We start from the raw sequence: 12,756 nt of genomic DNA on the forward strand, positions 1-12,756 counted from the left end.
CATAACAACAAATATTCAATTCTGATCAAAACTTCAGAAAAACTTCAGAATTTATGTATTGTTTAGGTGCAAATAATAGCATCAATGAAAAAACTTTTCATCATTTTCGGCCTGGCTGCCTTACAATTACTATACAGCCAGGATACTGCAAAGGTCAGTACAAATCCTGAAGAAGTTATATCAGAAAAGAATCCTTTAGATATCGGAGAGCTTAAAATCAACCTGAATCCCAAAGGAGACAAATGGCTGAAATTCGGTATTTCCAGTCAGATCTGGTTGCGAAGTATTGACAATAATCCGGGAACACTCGTGAATGGCGTTCCCCAGCAGCAAACATATGATGCAGGAATCCGAAGAATGAGGCTAACTATTCAGAGTCAGCTTACACCATTTTATTCAGTTTTTCTACAAATGGGAATTAATAACCAGTCTTTTATTTCCGGAGGAGGATCGGGAACAGGAAATAATGGAGCCGGAAAGAAAGCCCCTTTTTTCTTTCATGATGCTTATAATGAGCTGGCTATTATACCACGAAATGATTTTCAGACCGGAAAACCCAATAAAAACAATTTGTATCTGGGTGCCGGGCTTCACTCCTGGAATGGCGTAAGCAGATTGACTAATGCAAGTACTACAAAAATGCTTGCCGGTGACATCCCTGTTTTCAATTTTCCGGCCATCGAAATTGCAGATCAGTTTTCAAGACAGTTCGGTATTTTTGTACATGGAGAATTTGATCGGTTAAATTACAGATTCAGTGTCAACAAGCCTTTTGCTACTAATCTGAAGCCCGTTGTAGGAGGACCTGCTGTGGATAATAACCAAAGCGGAAAGCTATCTTACTCAGGTTATGCATTCTATCAGTTTTTCAATAAAGAAACAACGGTAACTTCTTTTCTACCGGGTAATAATCTGGCTGCCAGAAAAGTTTTGAATATCGGAACGGGTTTTTACAGTACTAAAGATGCAACACAATCTCAACCCTCAGAAAATGTTTTCGAGTCTCATGCTGCCAATGTCTTCGGAGCAGATATCTACTCGGAGCTGCCTTTGGGAAATAAAAGTAAGGAAATGGGACTGACCTTGTATTCTGTATTCTATAATTATAATTACGGACCCAACTATTTAAGAGTAAGCGGACTCCTGAACCCAGGAACTCCTGATCCACAATTTACAGGGCAAAAAGCACTGGAAGGTGCCGGAAACAACAGGATTTTGATGGGTACGGGAAATATCTGGTTTTCACAGGTAGGATTCGTTCTTCCTAAATTCAGTAAAATACTGAAGGTTCAGCCTTTCTTCAATTATGCTTTAAAGGACATGAAAGCATTAAATCAGAACGGCAGCTATTATGACGTGGGAGCAAATTTTTACTTATACGGCCAAAATGCCAGAATTGTTGTACAATACAGCAGCAGACCACTCTATGATCTCGTTTCCAAAACAATTTTTGACAGAAAAGGAGAATTTTTACTATCACTTCAGATTATACTTTAAAAATTTAATATATTACCCCTATGAATACTACTCAAATTACAACAGCCCAAAGGATTAAAGCCATTGTGGGTGGTTCTATCGGAAATCTAGTGGAATGGTACGATTGGTATGCTTATGCTGCCTTTGCCATCTATTTTTCCAATTCATTTTTTCCTGATTCGGATCTTAATGCACAACTGATGAATACTGCCGGAATATTTGCAGTTGGATTCCTGATGAGACCTATCGGCGGATGGTTATTCGGAAGTATTGCAGATAAAATAGGGAGAAAAAGAGCGATGACCCTTTCAGTTTTACTAATGTCATTCGGATCTTTACTTATTGCCCTTACGCCTACTTATGAAACTATAGGAATTCTGGCTCCGATTCTTCTTTTAATTGCAAGGCTACTGCAGGGATTGAGTGTAGGTGGAGAATATGGTGTTTCAGCCACCTATCTCAGTGAAATGGCGACAGAAGACAGAAGAGGGTTTTACTCAAGCTTTCAATATGTAACCCTGATCGGAGGGCAGTTAATTGCATTGGGGATCCAGTTGGTTCTACAAAAGGTACTTCTTACAGAGGCACAGCTGGAAGACTGGGGCTGGAGGATTCCTTTTATTATCGGCGCAGCCCTTTCCGTTATTGCATTATATCTGAGGGCTAACCTTCATGAAACGGAAGCTTTTGAAAACAAAAAGGAAATGAGTGAGAAGAAAAAAGGAACTATAAAAGAATTGCTTAAACATCCTAAAGCCCTTCTCACCGTAGTAGGTTTAACATTAGGCGGAACGTTGGCTTTTTACACGTATACCACCTATATGCAGAAATTTTTAGTAAATACGGTTCATCTGACAAAAGAACAGTCTACCCTTATCTCTTTCGTATCATTATTTATTTTTGCCTGTCTTCAACCTGTTTTTGGTGGATTATCAGACAGAATAGGAAGAAGACCTTTGCTTCTGGGATTTGGAATTTTAGGAACTCTTTGCACAGTACCTTTGCTTACAGCATTAAGCACAACAACCTCAATGTGGGGAGCCTTCTTTTTAATTATGGCAGCATTGATTATTGTAAGTGGATATACTTCCATTAATGCAGTTGTTAAGGCAGAACTTTTTCCTTCGGAAGTAAGGGCACTTGGTGTTGGCTTACCTTATGCTTTAACAGTAGCTATTTTTGGAGGTACGGCGGAATATATTGCCCTTTGGCTTAAGCAGGCCGATATGGAACCTTATTTCTATTGGTATATTACAGCATGTATCTTCTTTTCGCTGATTGTTTACGCCAGAATGAAAGATACCAAAGAAACATCAGCATTAAATAAGGATTAAAAAATATACTGACCCTGAATGAAACGCGCCGCAGAAATCTGCGGCGCGTCTTTTATTTTAGCTATAAGCTTGTCTGAATTTCACAATAAGATCATCCAGATTATGACGCTGTACATAAATTGTTTTCACCTCTTCATATCTTGGCGATTTGTAGAAAACCTCATGAAAGTCCATGCTTCCGTTTCCTACTTTTACTACTTTCTTTACTTCAATATTCAATTTTCTTAGCTCGTCCTTCAGAACTTGAAATTCATCTTGTATATTATTCATTGGTATTTTGGATTTAATTAAAAAACTACGATTTTATCTCCAACACCCCTATCATTATAAGGGGCAATTGTAAATATTTATTAAATTTAGTGAATTTTCGAATACAAACAACAGGCTTCACAAAATTTTTATTAATTTCTATAGTCTGCAAAAACCGTACCTATTATAATAAGTAATGCATAATATTTTAAAAAAAATAACCGATAACCTCCACAAAATGAGGACCAACCGCAAATTCAAGGGTTTAATCTGATTTCTTTCAATTTAAAATACCCTTTATTAAAGGGGTATTCCGGAAATTATTCATAAGATTTAAAATTATTTTAAAAATTTTGTAACATTTTTTTCAGGCCTGTATCTAAAAGGTAAATTAACCATTAAATCTTAAATGAAATGAAAAAATTGACATTCCTTGCCGTGATATTATTATTTTTAGCTCTATGTGCTAATGTGTTCGGACAAACAAAATCCTATCCTTTTGAAGTTAAAAAATCAGGAAGTGGGAAACAAGCCCTGATTTTGATCCCCGGTTTTGCCTCTTCCGGAGATGTATGGAATGAAACGACCCTAAAGTTTGATAAGAATTTTACTTGCTATACTTTAACAATGGCAGGATTCGCAGGTGCAAAGCCTCAGCCCGGCGCCAGCTTTAAAAACTGGGAAAACAAAATTGCAGAATTCATCAGTGACCAGAGAATTGACAAGCCTGTTATCATCGGGCACAGTATGGGTGGAGGCCTTGCCCTCGCTCTGGCTGCAGATCATCCACAATTAGTGGGTAAGATTATCGTTGTAGATGCTTTGCCGTGCTTATCGGCATTAATGAATCCTTCTTTTACATCTAAGGAAAACAATGATTGCTCTGCTACCATCAATAAAATGACAGCCATGACAGATGATCAATTTCGTCAGATGCAGCTGAAATCTATCCCCCAGCTTTTGGCGGATACTTCCATGCAGGAAACTGTGATCGGATGGAGTCAGCAATCAGACCGTAAGACTTTTGCAGAAATGTATTGTGACTTCTCGAATACTGACCTCCGGGAAAAAATAAAAAATATACAATGTCCTTCACTTATATTATTAGAGTCTTATTTTACTAATTTTAAACCAGCCATGGAAGATCAATATAAGAATATGAAAAATGCAAATTTACAATATGCTACTAAAGGTTTACACTTCATCATGTATGATGATAAGGAATGGTATTTCAACCAGTTGAATAACTTCTTATCTGCAAAATAATGGTATTTGAGGAAATCTACGAAGTATACTGGCAAAAAATATTCCGCCTGTGTATGGGATATGTAAACAATTCCGAATGGGCACAGGACATTGCTCAAGAAACATTTGTCATTGTATGGCAACAACTTCCTAAATTCAGAAATGAATCTTCTGTGGGAACCTGGATTTTCAGGATCGCCTCCAATAATTGCCTGAGACAGATTGAAAGGGAGAAAAGATTCACAAAAGCTGATTTACCAGGTAATTTAGAGGAAAAGAAACAGGAATCCATGGAATCTGAGATACAACTTCTTTATAAATTCATCTCCGAATTGCCGGAAACAGACCGTATTATTATTTCTTTAGAACTGGAAGAATTAAAACAGGCCGAAATAGCCAATATCGTGGGATTATCAGAATCCAATGTCAGGGTAAAAATCCACAGAATAAAAGAAAAATTAACTCAAAAATTCAGGGAACATGGAACCTACTAATATAGATTTTAAAAATATCTGGCAACAACAAAAAGTAAATAAGCCCGACCTTAAAGATTTGCTTGCTAAACTGGAGTCCTATAAAAGCAAAAATCTGAAAAAGCTTATATTAACCAATATAATGCTACTTTTAACCAGTATATTTATAGGTCTGATATGGTATCACTATCAACCTCAGCTAGTCACCACAAAAATCGGAATCGTACTGATTATTCTGGCAATGGTAATTTTCCTGTTTGCTTACAACAGGCTGTTTACATTCTTTTATAAAACCAACACCGACCAATCCAACAGTGAATATTTGCATAGCCTGTATGTTTTGAAAAGCAAACAGGGTTTTGTACAAACGTTCATGACCAATCTTTACTTCACTATGTTATTGGCAGGAATCAGTCTCTATATGTATGAATACACTTCAAGGATGACAACATTTATGGCTGTTTTTGCCTATTCATTAACTTTTATATGGATTGCCTTTAACTGGTTTTACATAAGACCTAAAACCATAAGGAAAGAACAGTCAAAACTCCATGAGCTTATTAAAAAATTCGAAGAAATCAACAAACAGCTGGTTGAATAAAAATAAATCAATTAAAATATTTTCTTTCATCAGGTCTTTTGTAATTTAGCCCTGCTAAAAACAACACTCCTTATGGATTTGTCAAAGAATAAAAATCACTGGGATATAGTATACGAGACAAAAAGTCCTGATCAGGTAAGCTGGACGCAGGAAAAACCTGAAATATCACTGGATTTCATTGCATCATTTGACTTAAAAAAAGACGCTAAAATAATAGATATTGGCGGAGGTGAAAGTCGTCTTGTAGATATTTTGATTGACAAAGGATATCAGGATATCACGGTGCTGGACATTTCTGCGAATGCATTGGAAAAGACAAAAAAGCGTTTAGGAAAGAAATCCGAAAAAGTGAAATTTATTGTTACGGACATTACTAAATTCGAACCTGAATTCCAATATGATCTTTGGCACGACAGGGCCACATTTCATTTTTTAACCGAAGAAGAACAAATCTCCAGCTATCTGGATATTGCAGGGAAAAGCATAAAAGAATTTATGGTGTTAGGAACTTTTTCAAAAAACGGACCTACAAAATGCAGTGGTCTGGAGATTAAGCAATACGATGAGGAGTCCATGGAAAAGCAGTTCGCCAACCATTTCGAAAAGATACAGTGTATTTCATCAGATCATACAACTCCTTTTGACACGATTCAAAATTTCACATTCTGTAGTTTTAAAAAAAAGATCCCCTATTGAAATCCTTAATAGACCCGATCGTCTTTTTTGCTAATTTGAAGTAAGCCTATTAAAATGAAAAATTTCCTCACTGTCTTTCTTATATGTATATTTTGTTTATTTTCTGCACAAGACACCATAAAGAAAATGCCTCCCATGACAAAAGACACAAAGTTTGGGTTAGCGCTTAGCGGAGGTGGTGCCAAGGGCTTTGCACATCTGGGAATTTTAAAAACAATAGATTCACTAGGGATTAAAATAGATTATATTACCGGGACCAGTATGGGTGGAATTCTTGGTGGATTATATGCTATGGGATATAATGGTGAAGAATTGAAAAAAATGGTGTATGGCATGAACTGGAAAAGGATCCTAAGTAACAAAATCCCCTACAACAAGGTCAATATCAGCGAAAAAGATGAGTACAATAAATATATTCTTGAATTTCCGGTAAACGATGGCCGGCCTTCCCTACCGGGATCCTTTATAGAAGGGCAATACATGGGTGAAGTTCTCAATACATTAACGTTTCCTGCAAAACATATCAACGACTTTAGTAAACTTCCTATTCCTGTTCAACTTACATCATCCGATATTGTGAATGGTGGATTGGTTATGCAGAAAAAAGGTTCTCTTGCACTGGCGATTCGTTCTACCTTAGCCATACCTGCCGCTTTCGCACCGGTCTATATTGATGGAAAACTTCTTGTAGACGGTGGCCTCGACCGTAATTTTCCGGTAAAGGAAGTAAAAGATATGGGAGCTGATTATATTATCGGAGGCTATACAGGATTCAGGCTTTTCACAAAAGATGAGATCAAAAATCCGATGAAAATGATCTATCAGACACATGCATTCCATTCCGTACAGGATTTCAATGAACAAAAGAAGATGTCGGATATCATGGTGGATTTTGTAACTCCGCTTAATGATTACACCACTAAAGACTTCAGAAAATACAAGGAAATCATAAAAATAGGAGAAGCAGAAGCTAAAAGACACCTTCCGGAATTTATAGCCTTAGCCAACGAGCAACGCAGACTGGGAATTATTTATAAGCACAAACTTGTTGAAGAGGTTAAAAAACCGACCATACAGTTTACTTATAGTGAAGATAATGGTACACCGATCACTAATCCGTCCGAGATTGAAACTATTAAAAACCTGATGGGATTAAAGGAGGGTGTATATTACGATGCCAAAACTGTAAATGCTGCTATCGACAAGGTTTTTGGAATTCGACAGTATGACAGGGTGTATTATACTTACACAGATTCGGAAAACGGTTTAATTATGAACATTTTCGTAAAGAGATCCACACCAAGCATGCTTAAATTAGCCCTACACTATGATAATGAACAATCCGTAGGGATCATCCTGAATTATACCTACCGGGATTATGCAGAAGCAAAATTCCGGGCCATAGCAACTGTAGATATTTCGGAACGTTTCAAGGCCCGTTTGCAGTTTCAGAAATTTCTGGATACGGATTACCGCTGGTGGTTAAGTACAGAAGGAAATATTTCTTTTCTTAAAAGTAATGACCTCCTGTTGAGATTCTCAGAAAACAATGATGTTGAAAATAATTTATTTTTCCCCAACTATATTTACAGAAGCATTAAAGCAAATACAGCGGTCAATTATTCGATTCATCCGAATACAATGGCTTCATTCGGCTTAGAGTTCAACGCTGAAAAATTAAACCGGTCTGTAGACAGGATTAGCCAGACCTTTACAGACTTGTACAGCAAAAAGGTATATTATCATACCAATCTTGACCTGTATTTTAAATTCAATCAAAATAACTTCAATACCAGATATTATCCTACTTCAGGAAACAATTTTCAGTTCATCACGAAGTATTATTTTGGAGATCAATACAACCTTTATGATCTGAAAGAAATACAACCTACACTCTATGAATACTTAAATCCCGGGGCTGAAGGATATTATAAACCCAAGAATCTGATCACATTAGCGCTCAATGAAAATTATATTATTCCAATCAATAAAAAGGTATCTGTTAAGGCAAATGCTTTTTTAGGAACAAACTTCTCTCCTCAAACTCTTGGATCTTCAGAGGGTATCCCTTATCTTTTTCTCAATCAGAAATTCAATCTGGGAGGAAGTGAATATAATTTTGACGGAATGAATCCTGAATTTAACGGGTTCAGGCAAAAAGAAGTTCCTATAAATTCAGTTGCCAAGCTAGGACTTGAGGTTCAGTACCGGATTTATCACAGGATTTTCCTCACTCCCTCTTTTCACTATGCTGCAATAAGTGACGAGCTATCCCCTTTCAAGAGCAATTCCAAACTTATTGGTTATGGACTTAATCTGGGATATGAATCAATTTTAGGTCCCATTAACGTAAATATATCCAGAAACGATGCACTTAATTTCTGGCGGGCTTATTTTAGTATCGGATTTAAATTCTGATTTGTATCCACAAAATAATGGACGATGAAATTAAAGAAATAGGCTATTGTGAAATATTCAATATCATCTTTTTCGAATCCTTCAAGGTCTTTATAAAAGCATTAAATTATTTCCCACACTATTGATATTTTTGTTTATTTTTAATATGAATATATTAAAACCACTAACAATTATATTATGAAAAAACTACTATTAGCTATTATTTTAGGCTCTTCATGCAGCCAGTTTTACGCTCAAAAAACTGAATTAATAGAATGCGGTACCGACGAATTAATGCGAAAACATTATGAACGGCATCCCGAAGAAAAGGCTCGGGATGATGCTTTTAACTTAGAGTTATCCAAACTGATTAAAAGTGGAAAACTAGCATCTACCCTTAATAAGAATCAGGTATATGAAATTCCCGTTGTTGTCCATGTTGTAGGGGACGGAAGCGCGGTCGGAACAGTAAACAACAAGTCGGATGCCGACATTATTGCATGGGTTAATTACACTAACGGAGTATTTTCCGGAAGTTCTTCAAGCGGCATGTCATCATCCAGTGCCATACTCCCTGTAAAATTTGTTTTTGCGAAAATCAGTCCCACCTGTACAGCGACCAACGGGATCAACAGGATCAATGCTTCCCATCTTCCAAAATATGTAAGCGGTGGTGTAAACAATGATAATACGACCAATGCTGTAACGGCATCCGAAATTACAGCCCTTGGAATGTGGGATACCAGTAAGTATTATAATATTTATGTGGTAAAAAAGTTAGCCTCTAATTCAGGAACCCTTAATGGCTTTGCCTATTACCCGGGTGGCAGCAATGATTATGCATTTATGTCTACAAGCGCATCATCTGTAAACGCGCAAACACTGGCACATGAATTCGGACATGCGTTAGGACTCCGTCACACCCATGAAGGATTCAACGACTCTACCGGGGCCTGTCCTGCTAATACCGATTGTACATTACAAGGAGACCTGGTATGCGATACAGAACCAATGAAAAGCCTTTACCACTCTTCCGTTCCCTATACATGTCAGACCGGTCAGATCAACCCATGTACAAGCGTTACCTATGCAGGAGGTGAAAGAAATGTAATGTCTTATACTTTCTGTTTCAGAGATCTCTTTACCCCGGGACAATCCGACAGAGCTACAGCCCAGCTTTTACAGTACAGACAATCTTTAATCAATTCTCCGGTCGCAAGTAGCACTACACCTAACAACAATACATCTTTAACCACAGCTTGCACCCCAACAACAATAACGAATCCAGGAAATTACAACATAGGAATCACTTCTGTCAAATTTGGAAGCATTAATAATTATTCAACCAATTACAAGGCTGCCACTAATAATTTCTACGAAAATTTTACGGGAAATTATTGTCTGGGAATTTCCAAAACCACAATACCTTCAGGCACCTCAACGACCCTTACCATTACTCCCGGAACAAACAATCCTCATATTATAAAAGCATACATCGATTACAACAACGATGGACAATTTAATGAAACAACGGAGCTGGTTCTGAACCAAAGCAATATAGCAGCAGGTTCCACTGCAACAGCATCAGTAACTCCACCTTCAAATGCTGTAGCCAATACTCCTTTAAGAATGAGGGTAATTGGTGAATATAACGGAACAACCGTTACCGCTTGTTATACTCCTAAATACGGACAGATAGAAGATTATTCAGTGATCATTGAACCAAGAACCCTATCCGCTAAAAATGCAATTGAAAACAAAACCTTTATTACACAGGCAGAAAATTCAGTGTACATAAAAAGTGACCTGCAAATTACCTTGCTGGTAATCTATGATGCCTCAGGAAGAATTCTGGTGAACCAAACCAATATGAAATCTACAGAAATTACCGCTCCATTAAATGTCAAAAATGTAGTAGTAACAGTCCGGGCAACATTGGAAAACGGAAAAGTGATCACCCAAAAACTAAAATTCTAAAAACAAAAAAGAGAGCAACTTCAGCTCTCTTTTTTATTTCTGTTATCTATGACGATTATTATTTTGACGCCCGGTTTTCTTCTTCCATTTCTACTTCATGTCTCAGCTGTGCTTTATACAATGTGGAATAATACCCATTTTGATCAAGCAACTCCAAATGCTTTCCTTCTTCTACAATTTTACCATGTTCCATTACGATAATCTTATCCGCTTTTTCAATGGTTGAAAGCCTGTGTGCAATAATAATCGAAGTCCTGTTTTTCGTGATTTTCTCCGTAGCCCTCTGAATCAGTTTTTCACTTTCATGATCAATTGAAGAGGTAGCTTCATCGAGGATCAAAATTTTCGGATCGGACAGATAAGCTCTCAAGAAAGACAATAACTGCCTTTGCCCTAATGAGATCGACGAGCCTCTTTCACTGACTACATAATCATAACCACCCGGAAGCTGCTGAATGAATTCATCTACTTCAATTTCTCTGGCCCCTGCTTTTATTTTATCCAGGGTAATACTTTCATCTCCAAAAGAGAGATTTTCAAAGATACTTCCATGGAAAAGGAAAACATCTTGTAATACCACCCCAATATGACTTCTGAGATTATATAATTCATAATCTTTCAGCTCTACATCATCAATAAAAATCTCCCCGGAATTGATATCATACAGCCTCGTGATCAGACTGATGATCGTAGATTTACCTGCTCCTGTAGCTCCGACAATAGCAACTGTTTCTCCCGGATTCACTTTGAAATTGATTCCTTTCAGTACTTCCTGCTTTTCATCGTAAGCAAAACGAACATCCCTGAATTCAATTTTACCATTGAAGTGATCTTTTTTTACTGTTCCGTGATTAGGCATCGCATAATCCTCATCCATTAATCCCAGTACCCTTTCTGCACCTACAATTCCACGCTGGATATTATTAAATCGGTCTGCGATCTGGCGTAAAGGTCTGATCAGCATTGAAATATACTGGATAAAAGCAATAACCACCCCCGCACTAATGGTAATATATCCTCCATAGAAAAGGATAAACCCAATAAATAGGGATGAGATAAGTTCTACTACAGGAAAAAATAATGAAAAGATAAAAACGGTTTTCAGCAATGCAGCCTTTAGGGTAATATTGATATCATCAAATTTTTTAAATTCAGCTTCCTGTCTGTTGAACACCTGTATAATTGGCATTCCGGCTAATCTTTCCTGAACAAAGGAATTCTGATTCGCCGTCCAGGTTCTTTCATCTCCAAATGCTTTTTTCAGCCTCTTTTGAAAAAAACGGGTAATAACCACCATCAAAGGAAGTATAGCCAGTGTAATATAGCTCAGATGAACATTAGTACTGAACATCATCACTAATACAAAGACGATTCTCAAAATATCCCCGAAAACCATAAGGAATCCGTCCGTATAAACTGTAGCAATGGTTTCCACATCCCCAACGGCACGTGTTACCAGTTGTCCTATAGGTGTTTTATCAAAAAATGATGTCCTGAAATAAATAAGTTTAGAATACAACCTCTCTCTGATATCCCTGATTACATTCTGAGAAATATAATTGGAGAAATAGACCAGGAAAAAGTTTAAAACAGTTTCTGCAACAACCAATCCTACCAAAATGTAGATATGCTTCATCATCAGAGCTTTATCCTGCAGCCTGGTGATATCATTATCTACAACTTCCATGGTAAGGTAAGGTCTGTAAGTAGAAACGATGGAAAGTAAAACGGAAATGATTAAAGTAAGGATAAACCAGGACCGGAATTTCATTCCGATAAAGAAAAGCCTTTTAATAATTCCCCAGGTATCTTGTTTTTTCATTGTACAAATTGAAAGAAAGAATTAAATAAATTCCATGCAAAAATAACACTTTATAATTTGAAAGCGAGAACAACTTATCCAAATACCAATAGAAAATAACGGATATCAATTATTTAAAATATGAATATCCTATTGTTATGCATTTTCCTTACTCCCTATCTCCTCAATTTCCAGGCTTGGTTTATGGATGGTTTCTTTTGTAAACTTTTTTTCAAGAAACTGGTAAATTCCCCACACAACAGCTATTGCACATAGCCAGCTTATTACATTCACAAGGCTATATCCGGTATAATCGTTATCATGTAAAGAACCTGGGTTAGTAAGTGCGATATAGAAACCATAGCAAAATAAAAACGCAACCTGAAACCCCAGATAGATCCCTATACCCAACAGTCCAAAATGCCATTTGGTTTTCCCAAATCTTTCTGCCAGTGCAGCATAGTATCTGTACGCTCCAATCAGGATAAAAATAGACATCATAATGAT

At 36.9% G+C, this 12,756-nt stretch carries 11 protein-coding genes; 8 read left to right on the forward strand and 3 right to left on the reverse strand.

The window, feature by feature from the left end; genetic code table 11:
• Positions 1-84 precede the first annotated feature (84 nt).
• Both AC0INN_RS16980 and AC0INN_RS16985 read left to right on the forward strand, forming a co-directional pair.
• Positions 85-1,497, forward strand: coding sequence for a porin (locus AC0INN_RS16980; protein ID WP_273649529.1), 1,413 nt, complete (start codon positions 85-87; stop codon positions 1,495-1,497).
• Between the two features lie 20 nt (positions 1,498-1,517).
• Positions 1,518-2,810, forward strand: a complete 1,293-nt coding sequence (locus tag AC0INN_RS16985) for an MFS transporter (RefSeq protein WP_273649531.1) — start codon at positions 1,518-1,520, stop codon at positions 2,808-2,810.
• 57 nt (positions 2,811-2,867) lie between these two features.
• Here AC0INN_RS16985 and AC0INN_RS16990 read toward each other — a convergent pair whose 3' ends face one another.
• Positions 2,868-3,080 (reverse strand): hypothetical protein, encoded by a 213-nt coding sequence (locus AC0INN_RS16990; RefSeq protein ID WP_089027820.1) that lies wholly within the window; start codon positions 3,078-3,080, stop codon positions 2,868-2,870.
• Between the two features lie 393 nt (positions 3,081-3,473).
• Here AC0INN_RS16990 and AC0INN_RS16995 point away from each other — a divergent pair, with 393 nt between their 5' ends.
• From AC0INN_RS16995 to AC0INN_RS17020, 6 genes are all read left to right on the forward strand, one after another.
• Positions 3,474-4,325, forward strand: coding sequence for an alpha/beta fold hydrolase (locus tag AC0INN_RS16995; RefSeq protein WP_273649533.1), 852 nt, complete (start codon positions 3,474-3,476; stop codon positions 4,323-4,325).
• On the forward strand, positions 4,325-4,798 hold the full coding sequence (locus tag AC0INN_RS17000; RefSeq protein ID WP_273649535.1) for an RNA polymerase sigma factor: 474 nt from the start codon (positions 4,325-4,327) through the stop codon (positions 4,796-4,798). The genes AC0INN_RS16995 and AC0INN_RS17000 overlap by 1 nt, the downstream gene beginning before the upstream one ends.
• Positions 4,785-5,378 carry a hypothetical protein gene (locus AC0INN_RS17005; RefSeq protein WP_273649536.1) on the forward strand — a complete coding sequence of 198 codons (594 nt, stop codon included), beginning with the start codon at positions 4,785-4,787 and terminating at the stop codon, positions 5,376-5,378. Before AC0INN_RS17000 ends, AC0INN_RS17005 begins: the two co-directional genes overlap by 14 nt.
• Before the next feature lie 72 nt (positions 5,379-5,450).
• Positions 5,451-6,074 carry a class I SAM-dependent methyltransferase gene (locus AC0INN_RS17010; protein ID WP_273649538.1) on the forward strand — a complete coding sequence of 208 codons (624 nt, stop codon included), beginning with the start codon at positions 5,451-5,453 and terminating at the stop codon, positions 6,072-6,074.
• A gap of 135 nt (positions 6,075-6,209) precedes the next feature.
• On the forward strand, positions 6,210-8,492 hold the full coding sequence (locus tag AC0INN_RS17015; RefSeq protein WP_273649540.1) for a patatin-like phospholipase family protein: 2,283 nt from the start codon (positions 6,210-6,212) through the stop codon (positions 8,490-8,492).
• 177 nt (positions 8,493-8,669) lie between these two features.
• Entirely contained in the window at positions 8,670-10,448 is a 1,779-nt protein-coding gene (locus AC0INN_RS17020) for a GEVED domain-containing protein (RefSeq protein WP_306614186.1), read from the forward strand.
• A gap of 58 nt (positions 10,449-10,506) precedes the next feature.
• On the opposite strand, the gene AC0INN_RS17025 is transcribed toward AC0INN_RS17020, so the two are convergent.
• Together AC0INN_RS17025 and AC0INN_RS17030 are read right to left on the reverse strand one after the other, a co-directional pair.
• Positions 10,507-12,270 (reverse strand): ABC transporter ATP-binding protein, encoded by a 1,764-nt coding sequence (locus tag AC0INN_RS17025; protein WP_172280604.1) that lies wholly within the window; start codon positions 12,268-12,270, stop codon positions 10,507-10,509.
• Between the two features lie 135 nt (positions 12,271-12,405).
• Positions 12,406-12,750, reverse strand: a complete 345-nt coding sequence (locus tag AC0INN_RS17030; RefSeq protein ID WP_273649544.1) for a hypothetical protein — start codon at positions 12,748-12,750, stop codon at positions 12,406-12,408.
• Positions 12,751-12,756: the final 6 nt, after the last annotated feature.

It is taken from the genome of Chryseobacterium subflavum (genome assembly GCF_055762745.1).

What these genes read in the sequence shown, in the direction of transcription:
- AC0INN_RS16980 (WP_273649529.1), top strand. Translation starts at nt 85, where the DNA reads ATGAAAAAACTTTTCATCATTTTCGGCCTGGCTGCCTTACAATTACTA.
- AC0INN_RS16985 (WP_273649531.1), top strand. Translation starts at nt 1,518, where the DNA reads ATGAATACTACTCAAATTACAACAGCCCAAAGGATTAAAGCCATTGTG.
- AC0INN_RS16990 (WP_089027820.1), bottom strand. Translation starts at nt 3,080, where the DNA reads ATGAATAATATACAAGATGAATTTCAAGTTCTGAAGGACGAGCTAAGA.
- AC0INN_RS16995 (WP_273649533.1), top strand. Translation starts at nt 3,474, where the DNA reads ATGAAAAAATTGACATTCCTTGCCGTGATATTATTATTTTTAGCTCTA.
- AC0INN_RS17000 (WP_273649535.1), top strand. Translation starts at nt 4,325, where the DNA reads ATGGTATTTGAGGAAATCTACGAAGTATACTGGCAAAAAATATTCCGC.
- AC0INN_RS17005 (WP_273649536.1), top strand. Translation starts at nt 4,785, where the DNA reads ATGGAACCTACTAATATAGATTTTAAAAATATCTGGCAACAACAAAAA.
- AC0INN_RS17010 (WP_273649538.1), top strand. Translation starts at nt 5,451, where the DNA reads ATGGATTTGTCAAAGAATAAAAATCACTGGGATATAGTATACGAGACA.
- AC0INN_RS17015 (WP_273649540.1), top strand. Translation starts at nt 6,210, where the DNA reads ATGACAAAAGACACAAAGTTTGGGTTAGCGCTTAGCGGAGGTGGTGCC.
- AC0INN_RS17020 (WP_306614186.1), top strand. Translation starts at nt 8,670, where the DNA reads ATGAAAAAACTACTATTAGCTATTATTTTAGGCTCTTCATGCAGCCAG.
- AC0INN_RS17025 (WP_172280604.1), bottom strand. Translation starts at nt 12,270, where the DNA reads ATGAAAAAACAAGATACCTGGGGAATTATTAAAAGGCTTTTCTTTATC.
- AC0INN_RS17030 (WP_273649544.1), bottom strand. Translation starts at nt 12,750, where the DNA reads ATGATGTCTATTTTTATCCTGATTGGAGCGTACAGATACTATGCTGCA.